At 63.5% G+C, this 24538-nt stretch carries 26 protein-coding genes and 2 riboswitches; of the genes, 12 read left to right on the top strand and 14 right to left on the bottom strand.

The features are described 5' to 3' along the window. Positions 1-17 precede the first annotated feature (17 nt). From thiC to AC2CHD_RS18985, 6 genes are read left to right on the top strand one after another with little or no spacing between them, the layout of a single operon-like run. Positions 18-1832: a phosphomethylpyrimidine synthase ThiC gene (gene thiC, locus AC2CHD_RS19010; protein ID WP_484554907.1), complete on the top strand. Its 1815-nt coding sequence runs from the start codon at positions 18-20 to the stop codon at positions 1830-1832. Positions 1833-1835: 3 nt separating this feature from the next. Further along, the gene (thiO, locus tag AC2CHD_RS19005; protein WP_484554906.1) at positions 1836-2804 is read left to right on the top strand and encodes a glycine oxidase ThiO; all 969 of its coding nucleotides are present in this window, start codon (positions 1836-1838) and stop codon (positions 2802-2804) included. Beyond that, positions 2788-2985, top strand: coding sequence for a sulfur carrier protein ThiS (gene thiS, locus AC2CHD_RS19000; RefSeq protein WP_484554905.1), 198 nt, complete (start codon positions 2788-2790; stop codon positions 2983-2985). Before thiO ends, thiS begins: the two co-directional genes overlap by 17 nt. 1 nt (position 2986) lies before the next feature. Beyond that, positions 2987-3760, top strand: coding sequence for a thiazole synthase (locus AC2CHD_RS18995; protein WP_484554904.1), 774 nt, complete (start codon positions 2987-2989; stop codon positions 3758-3760). Beyond that, entirely contained in the window at positions 3757-4362 is a 606-nt protein-coding gene (locus AC2CHD_RS18990) for a thiamine phosphate synthase (RefSeq protein ID WP_484554903.1), read from the top strand. The genes AC2CHD_RS18995 and AC2CHD_RS18990 overlap by 4 nt, the downstream gene beginning before the upstream one ends. Next, entirely contained in the window at positions 4332-5090 is a 759-nt protein-coding gene (locus AC2CHD_RS18985; RefSeq protein ID WP_484554902.1) for a hydroxymethylpyrimidine/phosphomethylpyrimidine kinase, read from the top strand. The genes AC2CHD_RS18990 and AC2CHD_RS18985 overlap by 31 nt, the downstream gene beginning before the upstream one ends. 7 nt (positions 5091-5097) lie before the next feature. Here the strand turns inward: AC2CHD_RS18985 and iolG are convergent, their stop codons facing one another. The 5 genes from iolG to AC2CHD_RS18960 form a co-directional block, all read right to left on the bottom strand. Beyond that, positions 5098-6099 (bottom strand): inositol 2-dehydrogenase, encoded by a 1002-nt coding sequence (gene iolG, locus AC2CHD_RS18980; protein WP_484554901.1) that lies wholly within the window; start codon positions 6097-6099, stop codon positions 5098-5100. Positions 6100-6136: 37 nt separating this feature from the next. Continuing rightward, positions 6137-6937, bottom strand: coding sequence for an ATP-binding cassette domain-containing protein (locus tag AC2CHD_RS18975; RefSeq protein WP_229450824.1), 801 nt, complete (start codon positions 6935-6937; stop codon positions 6137-6139). Positions 6938-6953: 16 nt separating this feature from the next. Continuing rightward, positions 6954-7940 carry an ABC transporter permease gene (locus tag AC2CHD_RS18970; protein ID WP_484554964.1) on the bottom strand — a complete coding sequence of 329 codons (987 nt, stop codon included), beginning with the start codon at positions 7938-7940 and terminating at the stop codon, positions 6954-6956. Positions 7941-8062: 122 nt separating this feature from the next. Continuing rightward, positions 8063-9007 (bottom strand): sugar ABC transporter substrate-binding protein, encoded by a 945-nt coding sequence (locus tag AC2CHD_RS18965; RefSeq protein ID WP_229450823.1) that lies wholly within the window; start codon positions 9005-9007, stop codon positions 8063-8065. 226 nt (positions 9008-9233) lie between these two features. Beyond that, the gene (locus tag AC2CHD_RS18960) at positions 9234-10064 is read right to left on the bottom strand and encodes a TIM barrel protein (RefSeq protein ID WP_484554900.1); all 831 of its coding nucleotides are present in this window, start codon (positions 10062-10064) and stop codon (positions 9234-9236) included. A gap of 193 nt (positions 10065-10257) precedes the next feature. Here AC2CHD_RS18960 and purU point away from each other — a divergent pair, with 193 nt between their 5' ends. Beyond that, on the top strand, positions 10258-11112 hold the full coding sequence (purU, locus tag AC2CHD_RS18955) for a formyltetrahydrofolate deformylase (protein WP_484554899.1): 855 nt from the start codon (positions 10258-10260) through the stop codon (positions 11110-11112). Positions 11113-11133: 21 nt separating this feature from the next. Here the strand turns inward: purU and AC2CHD_RS18950 are convergent, their stop codons facing one another. Genes AC2CHD_RS18950 through AC2CHD_RS18935 form a run of 4 tightly spaced genes read right to left on the bottom strand, consistent with a single transcriptional unit; the run spans position 11134 to position 14794 of the window. Continuing rightward, a complete protein-coding gene (locus tag AC2CHD_RS18950; protein ID WP_484554898.1) occupies positions 11134-12642 on the bottom strand; it encodes a tripartite tricarboxylate transporter permease in 1509 nt (502 codons plus the stop codon). A gap of 4 nt (positions 12643-12646) precedes the next feature. Continuing rightward, positions 12647-13078, bottom strand: a complete 432-nt coding sequence (locus tag AC2CHD_RS18945; RefSeq protein ID WP_025031717.1) for a tripartite tricarboxylate transporter TctB family protein — start codon at positions 13076-13078, stop codon at positions 12647-12649. Next, positions 13075-14043, bottom strand: coding sequence for a Bug family tripartite tricarboxylate transporter substrate binding protein (locus AC2CHD_RS18940; RefSeq protein WP_484554897.1), 969 nt, complete (start codon positions 14041-14043; stop codon positions 13075-13077). Before AC2CHD_RS18940 ends, AC2CHD_RS18945 begins: the two co-directional genes overlap by 4 nt. 58 nt (positions 14044-14101) lie before the next feature. Beyond that, entirely contained in the window at positions 14102-14794 is a 693-nt protein-coding gene (locus AC2CHD_RS18935) for a GntR family transcriptional regulator (protein WP_484554896.1), read from the bottom strand. Between the two features lie 149 nt (positions 14795-14943). Between AC2CHD_RS18935 and AC2CHD_RS18930 the strand changes: the two genes are divergently transcribed. From AC2CHD_RS18930 to AC2CHD_RS18920, 3 genes are all read left to right on the top strand, one after another. After that, the gene (locus tag AC2CHD_RS18930; protein ID WP_484554895.1) at positions 14944-15909 is read left to right on the top strand and encodes a hydroxymethylglutaryl-CoA lyase; all 966 of its coding nucleotides are present in this window, start codon (positions 14944-14946) and stop codon (positions 15907-15909) included. 4 nt (positions 15910-15913) lie between these two features. Beyond that, the gene (locus AC2CHD_RS18925; RefSeq protein WP_484554894.1) at positions 15914-17146 is read left to right on the top strand and encodes a CaiB/BaiF CoA transferase family protein; all 1233 of its coding nucleotides are present in this window, start codon (positions 15914-15916) and stop codon (positions 17144-17146) included. Positions 17147-17392: 246 nt separating this feature from the next. Beyond that, on the top strand, positions 17393-18397 hold the full coding sequence (locus AC2CHD_RS18920) for an LLM class flavin-dependent oxidoreductase (RefSeq protein ID WP_484554893.1): 1005 nt from the start codon (positions 17393-17395) through the stop codon (positions 18395-18397). 7 nt (positions 18398-18404) lie between these two features. Here AC2CHD_RS18920 and AC2CHD_RS18915 read toward each other — a convergent pair whose 3' ends face one another. After that, positions 18405-18911, bottom strand: coding sequence for a tyrosine phosphatase family protein (locus AC2CHD_RS18915; protein WP_484554892.1), 507 nt, complete (start codon positions 18909-18911; stop codon positions 18405-18407). Continuing rightward, positions 18911-19957, bottom strand: coding sequence for a threonine-phosphate decarboxylase CobD (gene cobD / locus AC2CHD_RS18910; RefSeq protein WP_484554891.1), 1047 nt, complete (start codon positions 19955-19957; stop codon positions 18911-18913). Before cobD ends, AC2CHD_RS18915 begins: the two co-directional genes overlap by 1 nt. Between cobD and cbiB the strand changes: the two genes are divergently transcribed. After that, entirely contained in the window at positions 19950-20915 is a 966-nt protein-coding gene (cbiB, locus tag AC2CHD_RS18905) for an adenosylcobinamide-phosphate synthase CbiB (RefSeq protein WP_484554890.1), read from the top strand. The genes cobD and cbiB overlap by 8 nt on opposite strands. A 157-nt stretch (positions 20916-21072) precedes the next feature. On the opposite strand, the gene cobO is transcribed toward cbiB, so the two are convergent. The 3 genes from cobO to AC2CHD_RS18890 are packed head-to-tail and all read right to left on the bottom strand — an operon-like array spanning position 21073 to position 22831. Continuing rightward, positions 21073-21687: a cob(I)yrinic acid a,c-diamide adenosyltransferase gene (gene cobO / locus AC2CHD_RS18900; protein WP_484554889.1), complete on the bottom strand. Its 615-nt coding sequence runs from the start codon at positions 21685-21687 to the stop codon at positions 21073-21075. A gap of 1 nt (position 21688) precedes the next feature. After that, positions 21689-22195, bottom strand: coding sequence for a bifunctional adenosylcobinamide kinase/adenosylcobinamide-phosphate guanylyltransferase (gene cobU, locus AC2CHD_RS18895; protein ID WP_484554888.1), 507 nt, complete (start codon positions 22193-22195; stop codon positions 21689-21691). A gap of 15 nt (positions 22196-22210) precedes the next feature. Beyond that, positions 22211-22831, bottom strand: coding sequence for a HupE/UreJ family protein (locus AC2CHD_RS18890; RefSeq protein WP_484554887.1), 621 nt, complete (start codon positions 22829-22831; stop codon positions 22211-22213). A 35-nt stretch (positions 22832-22866) separates the two neighbouring features. Then, positions 22867-23065, bottom strand: a riboswitch (cobalamin riboswitch). A 60-nt stretch (positions 23066-23125) separates the two neighbouring features. Then, positions 23126-23327, top strand: a riboswitch (cobalamin riboswitch). Between the two features lie 173 nt (positions 23328-23500). On the opposite strand from AC2CHD_RS18890, the gene cobW reads away from it, so the two are divergent. Then, positions 23501-24538: a cobalamin biosynthesis protein CobW gene (gene cobW, locus AC2CHD_RS18885; RefSeq protein WP_484554886.1), complete on the top strand. Its 1038-nt coding sequence runs from the start codon at positions 23501-23503 to the stop codon at positions 24536-24538.

Raw genomic sequence — 24538 nt, 5'->3', positions numbered from 1 at the left:
AGAGGAGGCTCTGACCCATGGATGCTATTGCTCCGAAAGTGACAACCGGCCCGTTGCCGGCATCGCGCAAGATCTACAAGCCCGGCAAGCTTCACCCCGAGATTCGCGTGCCCCTGCGCGAGATCGCCGTGCACCCGAGCGCCGGCGAGCCGCCGGTGACGGTCTATGATTCCTCCGGCCCCTATTCCGATCCGGACGCGCTGATCGAGATCGAGAGGGGTCTGCCGCGCATTCGCGAGGCCTGGGTGAAGGCGCGCGGCGATGTGGAGGCCTATGAGGGCCGCCATGTGAAGCCGGAGGACAATGGTTTCGTTTCCGGCGACCGGCTGACGCCGGAGTTTCCCACGCGCCACCAGCCGCTGCGGGCCAGGGACGGCAAGGCCGTGACGCAGCTCGCCTATGCGCGGGCCGGCATCATCACGCCGGAAATGGAATATATCGCCATCCGCGAGAACCTTGGCCGCGAACAGGCGAAGGCCGCGCTCGTGCGCGATGGCGAGAGCTTTGGTGCCGCCATTCCCGATTTCGTGACGCCGGAATTCGTGCGCGACGAGGTGGCGAAGGGTCGTGCGATCATTCCCGCCAACATCAACCACCCGGAAGCCGAGCCGATGATCATCGGCCGCAATTTCCTCGTGAAGATCAACGCCAATATCGGCAATTCCGCCGTCACCTCGTCCATGGCCGAGGAGGTGGACAAAATGGTGTGGGCGACGCGCTGGGGCGGCGACACGGTGATGGACCTTTCCACGGGTCGCAACATCCACAACATCCGCGAATGGATTATCCGCAATTCGCCCGTGCCCATCGGCACCGTGCCGATCTATCAGGCGCTGGAAAAGGTGAACGGCATCGCCGAGGATCTGAACTGGGAGGTGTTCCGCGACACGCTGATCGAGCAGGCCGAGCAGGGCGTCGATTATTTCACCATCCATGCCGGCGTGCGGCTGCATTACATCCCGCTGACGGTCGACCGCGTGACGGGCATTGTCTCGCGCGGCGGCTCGATCATGGCCAAGTGGTGCCTGCACCACCACAGGGAGAGCTTCCTCTACGAGCATTTTGAGGAAATCTGCGACATCTGCCGCGCCTATGACGTTTCGTTCTCGCTGGGCGACGGCCTGCGCCCCGGCTCCATTGCCGATGCCAATGACGCCGCGCAATTTGCCGAACTGGAGACGCTGGGCGAGCTCACGCAGATCGCCTGGAAGAAAGACTGCCAGGTGATGATCGAGGGCCCCGGCCATGTGCCGATGCACAAGATCAAGGAGAATATGGACAAACAGCTCGATGTCTGCGGCGAGGCACCTTTCTATACGCTTGGGCCGCTCACGACCGACATTGCGCCGGGCTATGACCACATCACCAGCGGCATTGGCGCGGCGATGATCGGCTGGTTCGGCACGGCCATGCTCTGCTATGTGACGCCGAAGGAGCATCTGGGCCTGCCCGACCGCGACGATGTGAAGACGGGCGTCATCACCTACAAGATCGCGGCCCATGCGGCGGACCTCGCCAAGGGGCATCCGGCAGCGAAGATCCGCGACGATGCGCTTTCGCGCGCGCGGTTCGAGTTCCGCTGGGAGGACCAGTTCAACCTCTCGCTCGACCCCGAGACGGCGCGCAACTTCCACGACGAGACGCTGCCCAAGGAAGCGCACAAGGTGGCGCATTTCTGCTCCATGTGCGGGCCGAAATTCTGCTCCATGCGCATCTCGCATGACATCCGCGCCGAGGCGCAAAAGGAGGGCATGGCCAAGATGGCGGAGAAGTTCCGTGAGGGCGGCGAGCTCTACATGCCGCTGGAGAAGGCGGTCGAGCCCGGGGAGTGATCCATGCATGTCCTTGTTCGTGGGGCGGGCGTTGCCGGCCTCACGCTGGCGCATGAGCTGGTGCGGGCGGGTGTGCGGTTGACGGTGTGCGACACCCGCTCCGGCCCCGCGGGCAGCGCCTCGTGGCTGGCGGGTGGGATGCTGGCACCGTGGTGTGAGCGCGAGAGCGCGGAAGAGCCGGTGCTCACGCTCGGCAAGAGCGCGGCAGACTGGTGGCACGAGGCTCTTCCCGGCCATGTGGTGCGCAATGGAACGCTCGTTGTCGCGCCTGCGCGGGACCGGGCGGAGCTCGACCGTTTCGCCGCGCGCACTTCCGGCCATGAATGGCTGGAGGGCGAAGCGGTGGCCGCGCTGGAGCCTGATCTTGAAGCTCGGTTTCGGCGCGGGCTTTTCTTTCGGGGCGAGGCCCATCTCGATCCACGGCGGGCGCTGACGGCGCTTGCCGAGGGGTTGAGGAAGGCGGGTGTTCGTTTCGTCTGCGAAATGGAGGTTGAAGCGGACAGGGTTGCCGATTGCACCGGCATGGCAGCGGCGGATCCGGGGCTGCGCGGGGTGCGGGGTGAGATGCTTCTGCTGCGCACGAAAGAGGTCAGCCTTTCGCGCCCGGTGCGTCTGCTTCACCCGCGCATACCGGTCTATATCGTGCCGCGTGCGGATCACCATTTCATGGTGGGTGCGACGATGATCGAGAGCGATGATGCCGGGCCGATCAGCGCCCGCTCGATGATGGAATTGCTCAACGCGGCCTACAGCCTGCATCCGGCCTTTGCCGAGGCGAAGATCGTGGAGACAGGTGCCGGTGTGCGGCCCGCCTATCCCGACAATCTGCCGCGCGTGAAGCGTACGCCGGAGGGCATCAGCGTGAACGGGTTCTACCGCCACGGTTTTCTGCTCTCGCCGGCCATGGCGCGCGAGGCGGCCACCCTCATCCTGAACGAACGCGTGGAGGTGTTCGATGAAGCTCACGGTTAATGGCGAAGAGCGGCAGGTGACGTCAGCAACGCTGGCCGCCCTGCTCGATGAACTGGACTACGCGCCCGATTTCCTCGCCACCGCGCGCAATGGCGAGGTTGTTCCGGCAGCGGAACGAAGTGGGTGCACGCTGAAAGACGGGGACCGGATCGAGATCCTTTCACCCATGCAGGGAGGCTGACATGCTGGAAGTCTATGGCGAACAGATTTCATCGAGGCTGCTGCTCGGCACGGCGCAATACCCCTCCCCCGCCATCATGGCCGACGCGGTGCAGGCAAGCGGCTGCGAAGTCGTGACCGTCTCGCTGCGCCGCGAGATGGCGGGCAACCGCACGGGCGGCCGGTTCTGGGAGCTGATCCGCGAGCTCGGTGTGCGTGTTCTGCCCAACACGGCGGGCTGCCATTCGGTGAAGGAGGCGGTGACGACGGCGCGGATGGCGCGGGAGCTTTTCGGCACGGACTGGATCAAGCTCGAGGTGATCGGCCATCACGACACGCTCCAGCCCGATGTGTTCGGCCTTGTGGAGGCCGCGCGCATCCTGAGCGATGAGGGGTTCAAGGTTTTTCCTTACACGACCGACGACCTGGTGGTGGGGGAGCGGTTGCTTGAGGCGGGGTGCGGGGTGCTGATGCCCTGGTGTGCGCCCATCGGCTCGGCGCGGGGCCCAGCCAATCCCGAAGCGCTTCTGGCCATGCGGGCAGAATTTTCCGGTGTGCCGCTCATCGTGGATGCGGGCCTTGGGCGCCCCTCCCATGCGGCGATGGTGATGGAGCTCGGGTTTGACGCGGTGCTGCTCAACACGGCTATTGCCAAGGCGGGTGAACCGGTGGCGATGGCAGAAGCCTTTGGCGGGGCTGTGGAGGCCGGTCGAAAGGCCTTTCTGGCCGGTCCACTGGAGCCGCGCAATATGGCTGTTCCCTCAACGCCGGTGATCGGCAAGGCGGTGTTTGAATGAAACTCGATCCCTTCTACCTGATTGTCGACAGCGCGGCGTGGATCGCCCGGCTCATTCCCCTCGGCGTGAAGCTCGTGCAGTTGCGCATCAAGGAGATGGATGAGGCAGCACTTTGCGAAGAAATCATCGAGGCAAAGCGCCTTTGTGCCGAACACGATTGCCAGCTCATCGTCAACGACCACTGGCGGCTGGCCATCGAGACGGATTGCGATTTCATCCATCTGGGCCAGGAAGATCTGGCTGAGGCCGATCTCGATGCGATCCGCGCGGCGGGGCTGAAGCTCGGCATCAGCACCCATGACGGGGCGGAACTGCGCACGGCACTCGCCGCGAAGCCGGACTATGTCGCGCTCGGGCCGGTCTATCCGACGATCCTGAAAAAGATGAAATGGAACCCGCAGGGGCTCGAGCGGCTGGCCGACTGGCGAAAGCGTGTGGGCAGTGTGCCACTGGTGGCGATTGGCGGGCTGAATCCCGAACGGCTTCCCGGCGTGTTTGCGGCGGGGGCGGATAGTGCTGCCGTGGTGACGGACATCACGCTGAATCCAGATCCGGAAGCGCGCACGCGCGAATGGCTGGCAGCCACCGCGCAATGGCGGTGAGCATGGCGCATGTGCTGGTGATTGCCGGTTCGGACTCGTCTGGCGGGGCCGGCATCGCGCGCGATGTGGAGACACTTGCTGCCTTTGGCGTGAAAGCCTGCCTCGCGCTTACGGCAGTAACGGTGCAGACCCACACGGCGGTGGAGCGCGTCCAGCTCTGCGAGCCCGATCTGGTGGAAGCACAGATGCGCGCCGCCCTTTCGGCCAACGTGGTCGCGGCCATCAAGATCGGCATGCTCGGTAGCCGCGAGACCGTGGAACGTGTTGCTGCGGTTCTGCGCGATCATGCGGCGATACCGGTGGTTCTCGATCCCGTTCTTGCTTCATCATCCGGGCGGGCGCTGCTTTCCGACGATGCCATTGCCGTGATGCGGAAAAGCCTGATGCCGCTTTGCACCCTCGTGACGCCCAACCTGCCTGAGCTCACACTCCTTTCAGGTGGGAGCGAGGAAGACGAGCATCAGCAGGCGGGCGATCTGCTTGAGGGCGGTGTGAAGACGCTGCTCGTGAAAGGCGGGCATGCAGAGGGGCGGCGCGCCACCGACACGCTGTATCGGGCGGGAGAGCCGCCGCTGCGGTTCGAGGGCCCGCGCCTGCCCGGCACGATGCGTGGCACCGGCTGCATGCTGGCCAGCGCCATCGCTGCGGGTCTTGCCCGGGGCGATGGGCTGGAGGCCAGCGTGCGCGCAGCAAAAACCCACTTGTCCGAACGCTGGCTTGCCAACTGACTCCCTGTCAGAGGATTTCTGACAGCTTTACCGCACGACCTTCCTTCACCGAGAGCAGCGCCGCATCGGCCAGTGCCAGCGCGCGCAGACCGTCCTCGCCCGAGGGTGACGCCGGCTTGCCCGCGACAATGGCGGCGATGAAGCTGGCAATCTCGGCTGCATAGGCTTCCGTGTAGCGGGTCATGAAGAAGTCATGCAGCGGCGGGCGGGTAAAACCCTGCGCATTGGCGATCTCGATGGAAACGGGCCGCTGGTTTTCGGCAGCTATCGCGCCCGCCGCACCCAGCACCTCGATCCGCTGGTCATAGCCATAGGTGGCGCGGCGCGAATTGGAGATGCTGCATTGCCGCCCCGAGGCGGTGGTCAGGATGACGGACACGCTGTCGAAATCGCCCGCCTCGCCAATCGCCGGATCGACCAGCACGGAGGCGGTGGCAAACACCGTTTCGGGCTCCTCGCCCAGCAGGAAGCGCGCCATGTCGAAATCGTGGATCGTCATGTCACGCAGGATGCCACCCGATGACTTTATGTAGCTGATGGGCGGCGGACCGGGGTCGCGCGAGGTGATCTGCACCATCTCGACAGGGCCGATTTGACCGTCGTCGATGGCGGCGCGCACGGCGGCGAAATGCGGGTCGAAGCGGCGATTGAAACCCACCATGAGCACGGCACCCGTTTCCTTCACCACGCCAAGGCACTTTTTCACGCGGGCAAGATCGAGATCGATGGGCTTTTCGCAGAAAACGGCTTTGCCGGCGCGGGCGAAGCGCTCGATCAAATCCGCATGGGTGTCGGTCGGCGTGCAGATGACGATGGCATCGATGCTCTTGTCGGCTTCGACATCCTCAATGCAGCGCACCGCGCAGCCATAGGTGTCCGCGACGGCCTGCGCTGCCTCCGCAAAGGCATCGGAAACGGCGACAAGCCGGGCGTCCCCATTGCCGGCGATCGCTTTTGCATGCACCTTGCCGATGCGCCCGGCACCAAGAAGCGCGAAGTTCACGGTCATAGAGGGTCTTTCTGTCTGGGTTCCTGAAGGTTTTGTCTCAGATGTAGCTGGCGTTCTCGTGGACGCCGGACTGCACGCCGGTGATCAGCGAGACCACTTCGTTTCCGTCCGTCTTGTCGGCTTCCAGCATGCCGGCGATGCGGCCGCGCCGGAACACCCAGATCTTGTCGACGAGGTTGAAGACCTGCCTGAGATTGTGGCTGACGAGGATCAGCGGAATGCCGCGTTTCTTCAGGCCGCGAATGATGTTTTCCACCTGCGTCGTTTCCTGCACGCCCAGGGCCGCTGTGGGCTCGTCCATGAGGATCAGCTTCGAAGCGAAGCTCGCAGCGCGGCTGATGGCGACACACTGGCGCTGACCGCCGGACATGTTGGCGATGGCGTTGTGCAGGTTGGGGATTTTCACACCCGTTTTTTCGAGTGCTTCCTGGCTGCGTTGCAGCATTTTCTTCTCGTTCAGGAAGCTGAACGGACCGAGATTGAAATAGGTCTCCTCCCGGCCGAGAAAAATGTTGGAGGGCACGTCCAGATCGTCGGCGAGTGCAAGATTCTGGAACACGGCCTCGATACCTGCCTCGCGGGCATCGACCGGACTTTGAAAATCCATTTCCTGCCCGTCGAACAGGATCTTGCCGGACGTCGGTCGCTCCACGCCGGTGATCTGACGTACAAAGGTCGACTTGCCGGCACCATTGTCGCCGACGATGGCCACGTGTTCGCCGTCAAGAAGCTCGAAATTGGCATCCTCAAGTGCGCGCACACCGCCATAATGCTTGGTCAGCCCCTCGGTTCTGAGGATGACTTTGCGTTCTGCGCCTGCCCGTTTTTCGCCTGTCATGGGGTCCTCCCGGGGTTCAGCGCGACCGTGGGCGCATGCGCTGGCGGTAGACATCGGCCACCACGGCGGCGACGATGATCACGCCCTTGATCATTTCCTGATAGTAGGCATCGAGCCGCAGGAAGGTGAAGCCGGATATGATGACGCCGAAGATGACGGCGCCGATCAGCGTTCCGACGATGGAGCCGCGTCCACCGGAAAGCGACACGCCGCCGATAACGGCCATGGCGATGGCATCGAGCTCATACATGACGCCCATACCGGCCTGCGCGGTCAGCCCACGGGCGGCGATCACCATGCCGGCAAGACCGGCGAGAAGACCCGCTATCGTATAGACCAGAACCAGATGCCGCTCGACACTGATGCCCGACATGCGCGCCGCCTGCTCGTTGGAGCCGATGGCATAGGTGTGCTTGCCATAGACGGTGTATTTGAGCGCGACGTGGAAAAGAGCCGCGATCGCCAGGAAGATGAAGACCGGGGTCATGCCCTGCCCAAGGGCTGCAAAACTGTCGGTCGGGAAGGAAACCGGCTGGCCCTTCGTGTACCATTTGGCGATGCCGCGCGCCGTCACCATCATGCCGAGCGTGGCGATGAAGGGGGGGATTTTCGTGAAGGCAATCAGCAGACCGTTGATCATGCCGGCCACGATGCCGCAGGCAAGGCCGATGAGTATGGGAATGATGACGGGAAGATCGGTCAGTTCCGGATAAACCGCGCGCGGATAGGTGCTCACCTGAGCGAAGCTCATCGCTATCATCGCCGTGGCGCCGACCACCGAGCCTGATGAAAGATCGATGCCACCGGTGATGATGACCTGCGTCACGCCGATGGCGATGATGCCCACCACCGAAACCTGCAGGATCATGATGGACAGGCGCTGGGTGTTGAACAGGAAGCTCTGCCCCTGAAAGATCCAGCCAAGAATCTCGAAAATGAGTGCGATGCCGACAAGGCCGAGCAACGCATTCAATTCGTGCGAGCGCGGCCGCTTCTGGGGCATTTCCGCGGCGCTGTCGGAAACTGCTTGTGCCTGGTTTGCCATTGTCAATTCCGCCAAGGGGAGCCGGCACGGGCCGGCGGGATGGCGGCGACCCGATGGCCGCCGCCGTCAGGTCCGGACATTCAGTTCTTGGTCGTGAACTGATCCATATTGTCCGGCGTCACGAGCTGGAAGGGAATATACACCTTCTGATCGACGTCTTCACCCTTGGCGAGCCTGAGGGCCGCATCGAGCGCGCCCTTGCCCTGCCCTGCCGCGTCCTGGAACACGGTCACGTCGAGATCGCCGGCGGCCATGGCTGCGAGCGCATCCTGCGTGGCATCGACACCGCCGACCAGCATGTCTTCCATCGAGATGTTGGCGGCTTTCATGGCCTGGATGGCGCCAATGGCCATTTCGTCATTGTTGGAGACAACGGCGTCGAACTCCAGCCCGGCGGAAAGCCAGTTGGTCATCAGATCGGTTGCCTCGGTGCGCTGCCAGTTGGCGGTCTGCTCCTCGACGATTTCCATGAAGGAGCATTCATCCGTGGCGATGACGTCATGAACATCCTGGGTGCGCATGCGCGCCGCCTGATTGGAGAGCTCACCCATCAGAACAACGATTTTTGCGCCCTCACCCTTGCCCTTCTCCTTGAGCAGGCGGCAGATTTCCTGCGCTTCCAGCGTGCCGGATTCGCGCTCATCGGAGGCGACGAAGGCCTGGTTGTCGGGCAGGTCATCGACATTGACCGGCTCGCGGTTGACGAAGACGAGCGGCACGCCTGCATCGGCTGCCGCCTTGGTCATGGCCACGGTGGCGTCGGTATCGACCGGATTGACGATAACCGCATCGACGCCCGAGGCGATGAAGTTCTGGATCTGGTTGAGCTGTTTGCCGACGTCGTTCTGCGCGTCCTCCACCTGCAGTTCGACGCCGTCGAGCGTTTCGGCATAGTCGACCATGCCATTGCGCAAGACCGTCAGGAAATTGTCGTCGAACAAAGCCATGGAGACACCGACCGTCTCAGCCATGGCCGAGGTGGACATCAGTGCCGAAACGGCAACGCCCATCATAAGCTTTTTCATCTGAATGCTCCTCCACACGATGGGTGTCCGGCAGCACCCGCTTTGACCGGAATCCTTCAATGGGAATGTATGAGCCTCACCGGCACATGAGCAGCCGAACTCCTCGCCTTCCAACCGCCCGACACTCCAAGAAAATAGAATGTCGGCACCGTTAAAAACTCAATATGTAATATTTATTCTATTTCTTGCGGATGCGTCAAGGCGAAATTCCATTTGGCTTTTCGCCTCAGGCGGGTGGTGGAAAAGCGGTGGCGCGCAGGTGCTGCATGCTCTCTTCGAGGTCACTGTGCAGATCGCGGGACGTGTGAACGGAATCCGCAAACGGCTCGAACGAAAACGGCCCTCGATAGCCTTCAGAACACAGGGCTGAGATTTGCCCGACATTGTCCAGCCGGTCGTTCTCGTCGACCAGCACACGATGTCCGTCGCGCATGTCGGAGACCGAAAGCGCCTTGTCGACGACACCGGAAATGTGAACGAGCCCGGTCTCGGCAACATGGAAGCTCTCCTCGCCGGAAAGCGTGTGATGAAACGTGTCATGCACGAGCCGGAAGGTGCCGGCGGCATCCAGCGAGGCGATTGCCTCGACGGCTTCCGATTTGAGGCGCAGGGAACAGGTTTCAAAGCCGAGCGGTTCGACAAGGCCAATGATGCCGGCGTCTTCGAGGAGCGGGCGCAGGCCCTTCAGCGCAGTTCGCAGATTGCCCTGCCGTTCCCCATCGGCGGTTCCGGTGCCGTCATTGACGGGCACGAGCACCAGCGCCTCTGCGCCGCAATCACGCGCATAGGCAATCAGAGATCGGGCTTCCTCCTCGCGGGTGTCGTTCCAATCGTTGAAGCGCTGCAATGCGTTGATGGAGAGGATGCGCAGGCCGCGTGCCTTCGCCTCGCTACGGACCGATGCCGGCGACGTGCCATCCAGAATGGCGTTGCCTTCCAGATCGTTGCGGATTTCCACGCCCTTCACGCCAAGCGAAACGGCGAGGTCGAAGAATTCGGAAATCGGGCAATGAGGGGCGCACATGTGGTTGAGCGCAAAGAGAGCTTCTTTCGTCATGGGGTCTCCTCGGGGACGTGGCCGGGGAATGGCCGGCGAAAGGATGTCGACAGCGTCAATGGCCGTCAACGCAATCGTGAGAGAAAACACCCGTCCGTCGAAACGAACGCGGTTTCAATCCCGGCCCGATGGCGTATAAACCCCGGCACCTTTCGGGGTGTTCACTCTGCAATCCACCATTTCAGGCCGCGCCATGACCGAGAAGACATTTCATATCAATCTCACCTGCGAAGACCGCCCCGGCATTGTTGCCGCGGTGACGACGGAGCTTGCCGGTCTTGGTGCCAATATTGCTGAATCCAATCAGTTCTGGGACCGGCAGACCAACCGCTTCTTCATGCGCATCGCCGTTACCGCGCCAAAGGGCGTGGAGCGCGACGGGCTGTTGCGGGCGCTGGAGCCGGCCATTGCGCGTTTCGACATGAAAACGGCGATCACCGACACGGCACGGCAGCCGAAGATCATCATCATGGTGTCGAAGTTCGACCACGCGCTTCTGCACCTGCTCTACCAGATCCGTGTCGGCTGGCTCGATGCCGAGGTGGTGGCCATCGTTTCCAACCACGAGGATTCGCGCGCGACAGCCGAGATGGAGGGCATCCCCTATCACTGCTGGAAGGTGACGAAGGAGAACAAGGCGGAACAGGAAGCAAAGCTTCTCGACCTGTTCAAGGAGACGGGCGCGGATCTCGTCATCCTCGCGCGCTACATGCAGGTACTTTCCAATGAGCTTTCGAACCGGCTATACGGCAAGGTGATCAACATTCACCATTCCTTCCTGCCGAGCTTCAAGGGTGCAAAGCCCTATCATCAGGCGCATGAGCGCGGGGTGAAGCTGATCGGCGCGACGGCGCATTATGTGACGCCTGATCTCGATGAAGGTCCGATCATCGAGCAGGAAACCGAGCGCGTGACGCATGCCATGACGGCAGAGGATTTCGTCGCTACGGGCCGCGACATCGAGAGCCGGGTTCTTGCGCGCGCGGTCAAGCTGCACCTGGAAAACCGGGTGATGATGAACGGGCACAAGACGGTCGTCTTCGGGTGACACCTGTCAACGCATGAGGTCTCACCCCGCCGTTACGCGGTTTCGTCTGCGCGAGCGGAAGGCGAGCAGGAAGGCGAGGCCGAGCATGGTGGCGGTGATGGCGTAGAGCGTGAGCGCGATGGGGCTGGAAAACAGGATCTGGAAATCGCCATTGGAGATGGAAAGCGCACGGCGCAGATTGTTTTCCATGTCCGCACCCAGAAGCAGGCCCAGAATGACCGGCACCAGCGAGATGCCCAGCATGCGCAGGATATAGCCGATCACCCCGAACCCGACCATGACGAAGAGGTCGAAGGTGGAGTGGCTGATCGAGTAGACACCGAGAAAGCTGACCATGACGACGAAGGGCATCAGCACCCATTGCGGCATGGAGAGCATGCGCGTGAACAGGCCGATCATCGGAATGTTCATGATGAGCAGCGCGATGTTGGCGATGTAGAGCGCGGCGATCAGGCCCCAGACCAGCTCCGGCTGCCGGTCGAAAAGCAGTGGTCCGGGCTGGATGTTGAGCGAGATGAGCAGGGCCAGCATGACCGCTGTGGTGCCGCTGCCGGGCACGCCGAGTGTCAACATGGGGATGAGCGCGCCGCCGGACGCTGCATTGTTGCCGGCTTCGGGGGCCGCGATGCCGCGCGGGTCACCCTCGCCAAATCTACCGTCCTTGGCGCTCCAGCGCTGTTCGGCGATGTAGGACATGAATGCGCCGAGCGACGCCCCTGCCCCCGGCAGGATGCCGCAGACAAAGCCGATGACAGAGCCACGCAGATTGGCCCAACCGCCGGCCATCATGTCCCTGAAACGCGGCAATGCGCGGCCGAGTGGAACCATCTTCTCCTGCCCCTGATGCACGCGCTCCAGATAGACCAGCACTTCGGAAATGGCGAACAGGCCGACAATGGCAACGATGGGGTCGAACCCGTCATAGAGATGGAACGAACCGGCCGTGTAGCGCGCCGTGCCGGTGGCGGGGTCGAGCCCGACCGTGGCGATCATCAACCCGATAAAGGCGGCAAGCAGCGTTTTGAACGGATTGACCGAGGTGATGCCGCCGATTGTGGCGAAGGCCATGACATAGAGCGCGAAATAATCCGCTGGGCCGAAATAGATGGCGGCCTTGGCCAGAAGCGGCGCAAACAGCGTGAGCCCGATCGTGGCGAAGGTGGCACCGACAAAAGAGGCGACCGCCGATATGGCCAACGCCTCCGACGCTTTGCCGGCGCGCGCCATAGGGTAGCCGTCGAGCGTGGTCATGATGGCCGGCTCGTCGCCGGGAATGTTGAGCATGATCGAGGAGATGCGCCCGCCATACATGCAGCCATAATAGATGCATGACAGCATGATGAGCGCGGAGGTGGGCTCCAGCCCGAGCGAGAAGGCGAGCGGGATGAGGATGGCGACGCCGTTCACGGGGCCAAGCCCCGGCAGCGCGCCGATCAGCGTTCCCGCGAAGCAGCCGAACAGCGCCAGTGCCAGATTGGTCGGCGTGATCGCCACCGCAAAACCCTGCGCCAGGGCGGAGAGCATATCCATGAAATCAGCTCACGAATTCTGGGAGAAGCGGCAGCGGCAGGCCGAGCAGCTTGTCGAAGGCAAGAAACAGGAACGCGCTCATGATCGCCGCAGAAGCGATGGATTTCGGCCATGAGCTGCGCAGGATGCGCCCCAAAAGCGCGACGGCGATGAAGGTGGCGAGCGGAAAGCCGAGCACCTCCAGAAAGCCCGCATAGGCAAGCAGAAGCGAGACCGCTCCAACCTGCAACAGAAGCGGCTTGCCCGTGACCCAGGCCGGCTCCTCATCCGGGCGGATAATCATCGTCAGGCTGAGGATGGCCGCGGGCACGGACAGCATGATGGGAAAGGCCGCGGGGCCAAGAGGGTCGCCGAAGCTCGCCTCATAGTCTCCCGCGGTCACGCCGTACCAGATCGAAATGGCCAGAAGAAAAAGGCCGACGATCCTGTCTGTCACTTGATGACTCCGATCTCCTGGGAAATCTTGCGCATCTGTTCGGACTGGTCCTTCACATAGGCCTCGAACTCCGCGCCGCCGCGCCACACCGGCACGAGGCCGTTGCCCTTGGCGGTCTCTTTCCAGTCGTCCGTGTCATAGAGTTTCTGCAGGCGCTCGACCCAGGCATTGTAGCCTTCGTCGGAGACCTCGCCGCCCGTGTAGAAACCGCGCCAGTTGTAGCCGGTCACATCGAGGCCCTGTTCCTTTGCGGTGGGCGAATCCGGGAAGGCGGGAATGCGCTCGTCGGAGAGGGCTGCCAGAATGCGGATGTCGCCCGATTCCACGAAGCCGGCGATTTCGCCCAGATCGGTGGAGACCGCCTGAACCTGGCCGCCGATCATCTGCGTGACGGCGGGGCCGCCGCCATCGAACTGCACCCAGCGGATCTGCTTGTACTCATCGCCCAAGAGGCCGGCGGCCTGCGCCAGCATGAGGAGGCGGATATGGTCCCAGCCGCCCGCGCCGGAAGAGCCGGCGACAGCAAGTGCGCTCGGATCTTCCTTGAGCGCGGCGGTCAGATCGTCGAGCGTCTTGAAGTCCGAATCCTTCGGCACGACGATCACGCCCACATCGGTGCCCAGCATGGCGACCCAGCGCATCACCGACGTGTCAGCCGGATATTTGCCCTGCGCGATCTGCGTGACGCCCACGGTGGAGGTTGCCACCATCAGCTCCGCATCGTCGGCGCGCGACGACATGACCTTGGCATAGGCGACCGCGCCCACGCCGCCCGGCATGTTGGTGACCTGAACCGGTGCATCCACCAGCTTCTGGTCGAACAGCATCTTGCCGATGGTGCGGCAGGTGAAATCCCAGCCGCCGCCGGGATCGGCAGGTGCGATGCATTCGGCTGCCGTGGCGCCAGCCACGGAAAGCGACGTCCACAGGACAGCCGCTCCAAAAAACTTTGAAAATTTCCTCATCAAGTCCTCCCTCATTGAAGTCGAATGTTCAGATCTCGAGAGCGGATTGCCTCCGCTCTCAGCCTCCTTCCACAAACCCGCGCGCGCCGAAAAGGCGGCGCGAATCCTCCAGCGCCTGCAGGATCTGCCCGCGCACGTCGCGCGCATGCCCGCGAATGGCGGCGGCGGCCTCCTCGGTCTTCCGCTGCCGGACAAGCGCTATGATGTCATTGTGCTCGCGGTGGGCGATGGCGCGTGCCTCCCGCGAGCTCGCCACCAGCCAGCGGGCGCGGATCGTGCGGTTGACCGCATCCTGCACCGCGTCGCGCAGGAAGCGATTGCCCGAAAGGGCGGCAAGCTGCACATGCACGTCGAGCCCCGCCTCGAACCAGTCGTCGGGCGTGAAGTCGCTCAGGCCTTCGTCCACCGTGCGCAGGATGGCGTCCAGCTCCTCCGGCCTTGCCCGTTCGCAGGCAAGGCGGATCGCCGCGTCCTCGACGATTTCGCGATATTCGAAGATTTCCTCAAGCTGCTGCAGGTCGAAGGGCGCGATGGCATAGCCCCGCTCGGCCTTCACGACGAGCCCTTCACGGATCAGCTCCGCCAGCGCCTGCCGGATGGGCGTGCGCGAAACGCCATAGGTGGTTTCCAGCGATCGTTCGGACACGACCTCGCCCGGCGCAAGCTTGAGCGACAGCACATCGCCACGAATGCGCGAAAGCACGCGTTCGCCGAGCGGCTGTTCGGTCATGTCTTTTGCAGCCTCACCCATGATGGACGGGCACTCCTCCCTGCATGTGCGGCGGTCCGGACAAGCCTCCCTGCCCTCCGGTCTGCCATTTTCGGAACGGGCATTGACCGTTCTTTGCAAGACGGTATACCAATCCGGTCTACCGATGCAATCAGGTGGGAGGAAAAATCGTGACAGCACCAGCCGGCCACCTTGTGAAGGGGTTCCCCGAGCGCGTCAGCGTCGTCGAAGTGGGACCGCGCGACGGATTGCAGTCGGAGCCGCAATTCGTGCCGACGGAGAAAAAGATCGCGCTCGTCAACGGACTGATCGATGCCGGCATCCGCCATCTGGAGGTCACGTCCTTCGTTTCGCCACGCGCCGTGCCGCAGATGCGGGATGCAGCAGACGTTCTGGCCGGCATCGACCGCTCGAAGGGTGCGGTGTTGACCGCGCTGGTGCCCAATGCGCGCGGCGCCGACCGTGCAGCCGAGGCCGGTGTCGATGCCATGGTCGTTTTCATGTCGGCCTCGGAGAGCCACAATCTGAAGAATGTGAACCGCACCCGCGCGCAATCGCTTGAAGGCTTCGCCGATATCGTGCGCATTGCAGGCGATGCAGACATTCCGGTCTATGGCGCGATTGCCACATCCTTTGGCTGTCCTTTCGAGGGCGATGTGCCGGTCTCCTCCGTGGTGGAGATCGCCCGCGCCTATCGCGACATGGGCATCACCACGCTTTCGCTGGGCGACACGACGGGCATGGCGACACCGCCCGTGGTGCAGGAGCGCTGCCGGGCGCTGAGAGAGGCGGTGCCGGAAGCCGACATCGCGCTGCATTTCCACAACACGCGCGGCGTGGGGCTTGCCTGTGTCTATGCCGGGCTGCTCGAGGGTGTGGCCCGCTATGAGGCGAGCATTGGCGGCCTTGGCGGCTGCCCCTTCGTGCCGCGTGCGACGGGCAATATCTGCACCGAGGATCTCGTCTACATGCTGAGCGAATGCGGGGTGGAAACCGGTGTCGATCTCGAAAAACTGATCGGTGTCGCGCAGGAAGCCGAAGCGATCATCGGGCGCACGCTTCCCGGCCAGGTGATGAAGGCGGGCCCGCGGCTCCAGACCGCCAGCATGGACAGCGTTGCGACCGCCAATGGCTGAGAACATGACCGAGAAAAAAGCGCCGCTTGAGGGAATTCGGGTCATTGATCTGACGCGGGTTCTCTCCGGCCCGTTCTGCACCATGATGCTGGGCGACATGGGAGCGGAGGTGATCAAGGTCGAACCCGCCAAGGGCGACCCGATCCGCGAACAGGGCACGCTGCGCGACGGGTTCTCCGCCTATTATGCAAGCTTCAACCGCAACAAGAAATCGGTCGTCATCGATCTCTATAGCGCGCGCGGCCGCGCGGTGCTGGAGCGGCTGATCGCGGATGCCGACGTCCTCATCGACAATTTTCGCCCCGGCGTCATGGCGAAGATGGGTTTTGGCGAGGAACGCCTGAAAGCGCTCAACCCCAAGCTCGTGACCGCCAATGTGAACGGCTATGGCTCGACCGGTCCCTATGTGGATCGCCCCGCCTTCGATTTCATCGCTCAGGCGATGAGCGGGCTGATGAGCGTGAACGGCGCTGAAGGCACGGAGCCGATGCGCGTTGCGCAGCCGATCACCGATCTCGTGGCCGGTCTCTATTGTGCATTCGGCATTGTGAGCGCGCTGCGCGCGCGCGATATCAATGGAACGGGCCAGCATGTGGAAAGCGCCATGATGAATGGCGCGATCAGCATGATGGCCTATCTGGCGTCGGAATATTTCACCACCGGAGAGCTGCCTGCCCGCACCGGCAATGACCACCCGCTGGTCGCCCCTTATGGCCTCTTCAGGGCGCGGGACGGCGAGATTGCCGTCGCACCCTCCAATGACGTGATCCTGAAGCGGTTTCTCGATGTGCTGGAGCTTGGTCACCTGATGGAGGATCCGCGCTATGACACGAATGACAAGCGCTTTGCCCGCCGCCCCGAACTCAACGAGGTGATCAATCAGGCTGTCGGCCGGGACACCCAGGAGGCATGGATTGCGCGGCTCAATGCCGCCGGCGTGCCCTGCGGCAAGGTGCAGAACCTGGCCGAGGCGCTGAACGACCCGCAGACGCAGGCGCAGGAAATGGTGATCGAGGTTGACCAGCCGAACCACGGCCCGATCCGCATGCTGGGCTTTCCGGTGAAGCTGAGCGACACCCCCTGCCGCCTGCGCCATCCAGCACCCGAGCTGGGTGCGGACACGAGGGCGGTTCTGGAAGCGAGCGGCTTCGACGCTGACGAGATTGAAGCGCTGGCAAAGGAAGGGGTTATCGGGGGGAATTGGATCGTGGTGCGTGGTTCGACAAGCTCACCATGAGGGGCGGGGTTGGCCAATGAACGCGTTGCACCGTCTCCGCCCAGGGCTCATTGCCGGGCAAAACTTTCCTCATGGTGAGCTTGTCGAACCACGCACGGCGATAATGCAGTGGAGCATCGAAACAATCTGAAGACTGGATGCCAGCGTTCTGCCCATGACGGCAGGGGCCATTGAAAACGCCACCCTTGGATCGGCGCAAATTGCCCCCATATGCCGGGGAGTGATTTTCCTCCCCGGAGCTCTCCCATGATCCCCTTTTCCGTTCTCGACCTGGCGCCCGTCCCCGACGGTTCGAGCGTTGCCGATGCACTCCACAACACGCTCGATCTTGCCCGCCATGCCGAGAGCTGGGGCTATCGCCGTTTCTGGCTTGCCGAACATCACAACATGGCGGGCATCGCCAGCGCGGCAACCTCGGTCCTCATCGGGCAGGTGGCCGCCGCCACCAAGACGATCCGCGTCGGTGCAGGCGGTGTGATGCTGCCCAACCACGCCCCACTGATCATCGCCGAGCAGTTCGGCACGCTGGCAACGCTTTATCCCGACCGCATCGATCTGGGGCTTGGCCGCGCGCCGGGCACCGACATGGCCACGGCCCGCGCCCTGCGGCGGGGGCTCGACGATGGCGAGGGTTTTCCGCGTGATGTGATGGAGTTGATCGCCTATCTGGGTGACGATGAGCCGGGCCAGAAGGTACGCGCCATCCCCGGGCGGGGCACGCATGTGCCCGTCTGGATCCTCGGATCGAGCCTTTATGGCGCGCAGCTCGCCGCGCATCTTGGCCTGCCCTACGCCTTCGCCTCGCATTTCGCGCCCGCCGCGCTGGAACAGGCGATCGAGGTCTACCGGCAGACATTCCGCCCCTCCGAACATTTGGAAAAGCCGCATTTCATGATGGCGCTCAACGTGTTTGCTGCCGATACGGACGCGGAGGGGCAGTTTCTTAAAACGTCCATGCAGCAGGCCTTTGCCAATCTGCGCACCGGGCGACCGGGTCCCCTGCCCCGCCCGGTGGAGAATGTGGTGGAAACCTTCGACCCCGCCATCGCCGCCGGCGTGGCGCAGGCGCTGGCCTGCACGGCAGCCGGCAGCCCCGAAACGGTGCGTAAGGTCCTTGAGGACTTTGTTTCCCGTTATGAGCCGGATGAAATCATCATCACCGGCCAGATCCACGACCACGCGGCGCGGCTCAAATCCTTTCGGATCGCGGCAGAGATCCTGTCCGAACGCGCGGCAGCCCCGTCCTCATAAGAAGCTTTCAACGGGCGGGATAGTGGAACGGCTCGCCTGCAAAAGCCTCCCTGCCCCGTCCGATCTCGTGGATGGCGCGGATCATGCGCCCTTCGCGCGCTAGCAGCCGGTCGCCCAGCGCGACAATGCGGCGGTTTGGCGTGGCGCTCGGGGCGCGCTCGCGCAGCATCCGCGCCAGGGCGAACTCGTCCATCTCGCGCGCGAAGGCACTGGCGATGACATAGGCGGCGGCCGTGGAGCGGCTGATGCCCGCATGGCAATGCACCACCATGGGCGAGCGCCAGTCCCAGTCGCGGGCGAAATCGAGCAATTGCTCGACCTGATCCAGGGCCGGTGCGATCAGCCCCGGGCGCTGGTCCGTGATGTCGTGCATGGCAAGGTGCAGGCGTTTCGGCACCGTATCGATCTGGTCAAGAGCGGGTGGTTCACCGCTCGATGTCAAAGAGATCATGTGCTGCGCACCGGTCGCTTGCAGCATGCGCTCCAGATGCGAAGCAGGACAGACATAGAGCATTACCGGCGGCTCCCGGCCCAGCTTGCCAGCGCCAGGCCAAGGCGCTCGAAACCCAGATCGTCTCCCGGCAGACCGATGCGCAGGCAATCGGGACGGCCAGCAAATCGCCGAACGAGAATGCCATTGCGACCCAGATGATTGAAGAGTTCCGCCGCGCGCGGATGGCGCAGGAAACGGAAGAGATCGGTGCCGGCGTCGATCGTCAGTCCTGCGTCGTCGAAAAGGGCATCGAGACGCATGCGTGCCGCGATCAGGTTTTGGCGCATGGTGTTCTGCCAGTTGCGATCGGCAAGCGCCTCAAGCCCGGCATGAAGCGCCGGCCCTGCAACCGCCCATGGGCCCAGCCAGTCATTGAGCTTTCGCGCCACATCCCGGGAGGCCAGCGCGAAGCCGAGCCGCAGGCCAGCGAGACCGAAGAATTTTCCGAAGGAGCGCAGCACCACGATGTTGCCGGCCTCCACATCGCCGGCGAGGCTCTCGGCCTGCGGACCGACATCCATGAAGGCCTCATCGACCACCAGAACTCCGCCATTGCGGCGCAGATTTTCTGCAAGCTCAAGCAATTCATCGCGACTGATCAGCCGCCCGTCGGGATTGTTTGGATTGACCACGACGGCAAGCCGCGCGCCATAAAGAGCATCGAAACGCTCTACCTCTTCGACCGTATGCCCGGCGAGTGCGGCAGCGCGCGCGTGTTCGGCATAGGTGGGGCCGAGAATGCGGGCGGGGCCGGGCGCAAGAAGCGAGGCGACCAGCGGCAGAAGAAGCTGCGTTCCCGGCGCAGCGATGACATGGGCGGCAGACGGTGCGCCATAATATGCGGCGGCTTGCTCCGTCAGGGCGGCGATGTCAGCCTCTTCGGGCAGGCGCTCGACGGCGCTGGCAGGCAGGGGCGAAAAAGGATAGGGGTTCGGGTTGATGCCGGTGGACAGGTCGAGAAAGGGCGTCGGCGCGTCTGGAAAGAGCGCCGAAGCCTGTACGAGACTGCCGCCGTGATCGGTCACCCTATCCACCGCCCGGTCAGCCAGTCGAGGCCTGATGTCCATTCTGATCGCCCTTTCATCCATGCTGATCGAGCTCGCCATCGGTTATCCGCAGCGGCTCTTTCGCCTGATCGGCCATCCCGTCACCTGGATCGGCCGTCTTATCGCGCTGGCGGACGCGCGATGCAATGTCGAAACCCTTTCGCCCGGTGCGCGCCGCCTGAATGGCGCGCTCTCGCTGGCCGTCATTCTGATGCTCGCAGGTCTGGCGGGCTGGTTGATCCAGACGGCTCTTTCCGGCTGGGCCGGGCTGGTGATCGCTGCGCTTGTAGGCAGTTCGCTCGTCGCCCAGCGGAGCCTCGCCACCCATGTGAAAGCGGTGGCGGACGGGCTGGACGCCGGCGGGCTCGCAGAGGGCCGAAGAGCGGTTTCGCAGATCGTCGGCCGCGATCCCGAAAGCCTCGATGAGGCCGACGTTTCGCGCGCGGCCATCGAGAGCCTTGCCGAAAACTGCTCCGACGGCGTGGTCGCGCCGGTGTTCTGGCTGGCGGTCGGCGGGCTGGCGGGCGGTGCGTTCTACAAGGCTGCGAACACGGCCGATTCCATGATCGGCCACAAGACCGCGCGGCACCTTCATTTCGGTTGGGCGGCGGCGCGGTTCGACGATCTGATCAACCTGCCCGCTTCGCGCCTGACGGCGCTTCTCTTCATCGCCGCCGCCGTCTTCATGCGCGATGCCTCGGCAGGCGCGGCATGGAAGGCGGTGCGCCGCGATGCGCGCCATCATCGCTCGCCCAATGCGGGCTGGCCGGAAGCGGCCATGGCCGGCGCGCTCGGCCTCGCCCTTGCCGGCCCGCGCCGCTATGGCGGCGAGGTGGTGGAGGATGCCGTGATGGGGGATGGCGGCCGCCGCGCGGCCAATGCCGGCGACATCCGCCGCGCGCTCACGCTCTACCGGATTGCAGACGGGCTCTTGATCGGGCTTGTGGCGGTGGCGGCTGGGCTTTGGCAACTGTTTTGATCTCGTGGCAATGGCGTTGTGCGTGGTTCGACAAGCTCACCATGAGGATGGGTGGAGACCTGCAATCCTGTACATCAACATGGAGAACAGAGTTGCAGCGCATCCACCTCCCTCATGGTGAGCTTGTCGAACCACGCACCACCTCAAAGCAGGCGATCTAAAACTCGATCCCCTTCTGCGCCTTCACGCCAGCGGCGAAATGATGCTTCACCTGCCCCATCTCCGTGACGAGATCGGCGGCCTCGGTCAAGTGCGGTTTGGCGTTGCGCCCGGTCACCACCACATGCAGATCCTCGCGCCGCCCGGTGAGTGCGGCCACCACGCGTTCAAGATCGAGATAATCGTAGCGCAGCGCGATGTTCAGCTCGTCGAGAACCACAAGACCGATGCTCGGGTCGGCCATCAGTTCCTCGGCCTTTCCCCACGCGCGCTCGGCGGCGGCGATGTCACGCGCCAGATCCTGCGTTTCCCAGGTGAAGCCCTCGCCCATCGTGTGCCAGGAAACCTGATCGCCGAAGGCGGCAAAGGCATCCTTCTCGCCGCAGTGCCAGGCGCCCTTGATGAACTGCACGACACCCACCCGGCGGCCATGGCCAAGCATGCGCAGGGCAAGCCCGAAGGCCGCGGTGGATTTGCCCTTGCCCGGCCCCGTATTGACGATCAGAAGCCCCTTCTCGACCGTCTTGTCGCGCACCTCGGCATCCTGAACCGCCTTGCGTTTGGCCATTTTTGCCTTGTGGCGCTCGGCTTCGTTTGCGTCGATCTCTCGCATGTTACTTCACTTTCATGGGCAGGCCGGCAACCACCAGCGTGACGCTGTCGGCAACGGCGGCGATCCTCTGGTTCAGGAACCCCGCCTCGTCGCGGAAGCGGCGTGCCAGCGCGTTCTCGGGCACGATGCCGTAACCGACCTCATTGGAAACGAGAACCGTGGTTCCTTCTCTCGCGGCAAGGGCTGCAACCAGTCTCTCGGTGGCAGGCTTTGGATCATGGTCGTTCAGCATGAGATTGCTCAGCCACAGGGTCAGGCAATCGACCAGAACCGTTTCGCGGGCCGGCAATTTTTCAAGCACGCCCGGCAGGACGAGCGGGGCGTCGTGTGTCTGCCACGCCCCCTCGCGCCGGGCGCGGTGCATGGCGATGCGCTCGCGCATCTCGTCATCGAAGGCCTGCGCCGTGGCGATGTAGTGCCAGGGCGCGGGTGCGGCCTCGATCAGCCTCTCGGCATGGCGGCTCTTGCCGGAGCGCGCGCCGCCGAGAACGAAATGAAGCGATCGCATCGCTATTTTGCCGGCTCAGCCGACGAGATGCCCGGCAAGGAAGGTCACGCCAACGCCAAGGATGGCGGCACCGGCAAGCCGGGGCTGCATGGCCTCGATGGCCCAGCCGCGCGACTGGACCAGAAAATATGCGCCGAGCGCGATGGCGCTCTGGATTGCGGCGAGGCCGGCGAGATAGGCGATGAGCGGCGTCTCTTCGCTACCGACAATGGCCTCGCCGAAGGCATAGCCATGGAACACGCCGACCACCAGAAACAGCGCGAAGACGAGGATGTGATTCTCCACCGCCCGGCCGCGCGCCAGAAGCCAGCCGCCGGCAAGAACGCTTGCCGCAATGATGATTTCAGCCGCCGGCAGATCGAGCAGCATCAGGTGAAGACCGACGCCGATCAGCGAGCCGGCGACGAACAGAAGCGGCGCGAAAAGGCTCATGCCGGCGACAGCGGCAATGAGGCCGGCAGCGACGATGAAGGCCAGATGGTCAAGCCCGATCACGGGATGGGCGAGCCCTGATACCAGCCCTTCGTAAAGGGTGGTGGGCGTCTGCCCGTCCATGGCGTGATGGGCCCTGGCGCTGGTTGCGAAGAGCGATGAAAAAACGAATGCGGAAAAAATGCGTGCGATACGCGCGGTCATGTCCGGTCCTTTCCCCTCCACCCGAGGGATACGGTGTTTCTTTCATGCTGTCGGCAGGTTTCCTGGCTCACGGGTCGCAGCGTTTTCCAGCCTTCCCAAGGCAAAAAGCCTCAGTGGCGATCAGGAAAATGCTCACCGCTTACAGTTGCGGGGGCAGCCATGGCCTTGGCGCTTGAGCGCCGCACCATGTTCCCTCTGGTCCGCTTGCGCGGAACCGACAGCGGCCCGACCATACAGGAGTCGTCTCTCCCGGCAAACGCTTTCTTCACGCATTGACAGACATGCCAGGCGAGCCATAAATGCGAGGCAGACGGTCCTCTTCCCTCAAGGGAGGAGGCTAAGAGGGAATGCGGTGCGGGCCTTGCCCAATGCCGCAGCTGTCCCCGCAACTGTAAGCGGAGAGCGCACCTGACACGCCACTGGGGCAACGCCCTGGGAAGGCTGGAGAGCGCAGCGACCCGTGAGCCAGGAAACCTGCCGTCTGAAAATGAAATCCTGACCGCCTGGCGGGTGTCCCGGGCAAGGAGTGTGCATTGTGACTGCAGACAGCGCCACCGCGCGCGATCTCCCGACCATTCATGGTGTCTCCGCCAGTACGCGGCCGCGAAAGGCCCGTGCGCCCCTCGCCCGCATCCCCGCATTCACCACACTCCGTCTGAAGGATATCCCATGACCACGAGCTTCAATCGTGTGCCCTGCACCGTCGTGACCGGCTTTCTCGGTGCCGGCAAGACAACGCTCATCCGCAATGTGCTGGAAAACACCAAGGGCAAGCGGCTTGCCATCATCGTCAACGAATTCGGCGATGCGGGCGTCGATGGCGAGGTGCTGAAAAACTGCGGGCTCGACAATTGCCCGGAGGAAAACGTGCTGGAACTGGCCAATGGCTGCATCTGCTGCACCGTGGCCGACGATTTCGTGCCGGCACTTGACCAGATCCTCGCCCGCGAGCCGAAGGTGGATCACATCCTGATCGAGACCTCGGGCCTGGCATTGCCCAAGCCACTTGTGCAGGCCTTCCAGTGGCCGGCGATCAAGAATCGCGTCACCGTCGATGGCGTTATTGCCGTGGTGGACGGGCCGGCGCTGGCGGACGGCCAGGTCGCCTCCGACATGGATGCGCTCGCCGCGCAGCGCGCCGCCGATGATTCGCTCGACCATGACGATCCGGTGGAAGAAGTGTTCGACGATCAGGTGGCCTGCGCCGATCTCATCGTCTTGTCCAAGAGCGACCTTCTGGACGCGGAAGGCAATGAGCGCGCCCGCGCCCGCATCGAAGATCATCTGTCGCGCAATGTGCAGATCGTGCCGAGCGCCCATGGCAAGGTGGACCCGGCGCTGCTGCTCGGTCTCGGTCTCGCGGTGGAAGACGATATCGAGAACCGCAAAACGCATCACGACGACCCACATGACCATGAGCATGACGATTTCGACACATTCATTGTCGATCTGCCGCCGGTGCTGCGCCCCGAAGATCTGGAAGCGCGCGTCAATGCGGCGGTAGGCACCGGCGAGGTGCTGCGCCTCAAGGGTTTTGCGCATGTGAAGGGCAAGCCCATGCGTCTTCAGGTGCAGGCCGTGGGCCCGCGCGTTTCGCATCATTACGACCGCCCGTGGAAGGCCGGTGAAGCTCCCGAAACGCGGCTCGTCGTGATCGGCCTCAAGGGCATCGACCGCGCGCGCATCGAAAGCCTGCTCTCGGCCTGA

It is taken from the genome of Nitratireductor sp. ATLC21 (assembly GCF_057196525.1).
This window is presented reverse-complemented; position numbering and strand designations above follow the sequence as displayed.

Excerpts from the sequence above, each read along its gene's own strand:
- AC2CHD_RS18890 (WP_484554887.1), bottom strand. The coding sequence starts at position 22,831 with ATGACCGCGCGTATCGCACGCATTTTTTCCGCATTCGTTTTTTCATCG.
- AC2CHD_RS18920 (WP_484554893.1), top strand. The coding sequence starts at position 17,393 with ATGATCCCCTTTTCCGTTCTCGACCTGGCGCCCGTCCCCGACGGTTCG.
- purU (WP_484554899.1), top strand. The coding sequence starts at position 10,258 with ATGACCGAGAAGACATTTCATATCAATCTCACCTGCGAAGACCGCCCC.
- AC2CHD_RS18975 (WP_229450824.1), bottom strand. The coding sequence starts at position 6,937 with ATGACAGGCGAAAAACGGGCAGGCGCAGAACGCAAAGTCATCCTCAGA.
- thiS (WP_484554905.1), top strand. The coding sequence starts at position 2,788 with ATGAAGCTCACGGTTAATGGCGAAGAGCGGCAGGTGACGTCAGCAACG.
- AC2CHD_RS18995 (WP_484554904.1), top strand. The coding sequence starts at position 2,987 with ATGCTGGAAGTCTATGGCGAACAGATTTCATCGAGGCTGCTGCTCGGC.
- cobO (WP_484554889.1), bottom strand. The coding sequence starts at position 21,687 with ATGCGAGAGATCGACGCAAACGAAGCCGAGCGCCACAAGGCAAAAATG.
- AC2CHD_RS18950 (WP_484554898.1), bottom strand. The coding sequence starts at position 12,642 with ATGGATATGCTCTCCGCCCTGGCGCAGGGTTTTGCGGTGGCGATCACG.
- thiO (WP_484554906.1), top strand. The coding sequence starts at position 1,836 with ATGCATGTCCTTGTTCGTGGGGCGGGCGTTGCCGGCCTCACGCTGGCG.
- cobD (WP_484554891.1), bottom strand. The coding sequence starts at position 19,957 with ATGGACATCAGGCCTCGACTGGCTGACCGGGCGGTGGATAGGGTGACC.
- AC2CHD_RS18915 (WP_484554892.1), bottom strand. The coding sequence starts at position 18,911 with ATGCTCTATGTCTGTCCTGCTTCGCATCTGGAGCGCATGCTGCAAGCG.
- AC2CHD_RS18940 (WP_484554897.1), bottom strand. The coding sequence starts at position 14,043 with ATGAGGAAATTTTCAAAGTTTTTTGGAGCGGCTGTCCTGTGGACGTCG.
- AC2CHD_RS18970 (WP_484554964.1), bottom strand. The coding sequence starts at position 7,940 with ATGCCCCAGAAGCGGCCGCGCTCGCACGAATTGAATGCGTTGCTCGGC.
- AC2CHD_RS18925 (WP_484554894.1), top strand. The coding sequence starts at position 15,914 with ATGACCGAGAAAAAAGCGCCGCTTGAGGGAATTCGGGTCATTGATCTG.
- AC2CHD_RS18960 (WP_484554900.1), bottom strand. The coding sequence starts at position 10,064 with ATGACGAAAGAAGCTCTCTTTGCGCTCAACCACATGTGCGCCCCTCAT.
- AC2CHD_RS18985 (WP_484554902.1), top strand. The coding sequence starts at position 4,332 with ATGGCTGGCAGCCACCGCGCAATGGCGGTGAGCATGGCGCATGTGCTG.
- AC2CHD_RS18965 (WP_229450823.1), bottom strand. The coding sequence starts at position 9,007 with ATGAAAAAGCTTATGATGGGCGTTGCCGTTTCGGCACTGATGTCCACC.
- AC2CHD_RS18935 (WP_484554896.1), bottom strand. The coding sequence starts at position 14,794 with ATGGGTGAGGCTGCAAAAGACATGACCGAACAGCCGCTCGGCGAACGC.
- cobW (WP_484554886.1), top strand. The coding sequence starts at position 23,501 with ATGACCACGAGCTTCAATCGTGTGCCCTGCACCGTCGTGACCGGCTTT.
- iolG (WP_484554901.1), bottom strand. The coding sequence starts at position 6,099 with ATGACCGTGAACTTCGCGCTTCTTGGTGCCGGGCGCATCGGCAAGGTG.
- cobU (WP_484554888.1), bottom strand. The coding sequence starts at position 22,195 with ATGCGATCGCTTCATTTCGTTCTCGGCGGCGCGCGCTCCGGCAAGAGC.
- thiC (WP_484554907.1), top strand. The coding sequence starts at position 18 with ATGGATGCTATTGCTCCGAAAGTGACAACCGGCCCGTTGCCGGCATCG.
- cbiB (WP_484554890.1), top strand. The coding sequence starts at position 19,950 with ATGTCCATTCTGATCGCCCTTTCATCCATGCTGATCGAGCTCGCCATC.
- AC2CHD_RS18990 (WP_484554903.1), top strand. The coding sequence starts at position 3,757 with ATGAAACTCGATCCCTTCTACCTGATTGTCGACAGCGCGGCGTGGATC.